The sequence below is a fragment of the Veillonella tobetsuensis genome (assembly GCF_001078375.1).
Lineage (GTDB): Bacteria > Bacillota > Negativicutes > Veillonellales > Veillonellaceae > Veillonella > Veillonella tobetsuensis.
In genome coordinates this window covers 1-218 of sequence record NZ_BBXI01000029.1, presented here as the reverse complement: position 1 = coordinate 218, position 218 = coordinate 1, and the positions used below count along the sequence as shown (strand labels likewise).

The 218-nt window shown below is 42.7% G+C and carries 1 protein-coding gene; it reads left to right on the top strand.

Annotation, left to right across the window (positions count from 1 at the left end; translation table 11 throughout):
* Window positions 1–218 (top strand): hypothetical protein (locus VEI_RS10345; protein WP_202812084.1); only part of this gene is annotated, 218 nt, incomplete at both ends.

The window sequence follows — 218 nt, the reverse complement described above, 5'->3', positions numbered from 1 at the left end:
AAAGATGGATTAAATGGTAAAGATTTAACGGATAAAACGAATGCTATTCGTAATGGCGAAGCTGGCATTATCGTGTACACAAATGATGCTGGTGAGCGTTTAGTAAAAGCCAATGATGGGAAATACTACAAAGCGGCTGAGGTAAATGCAGACGGTACAACTGTAGCAGGTGCAACGGCTGTAACTAACCCAGTAGCCAGCCTTGTAAATCCAGATGG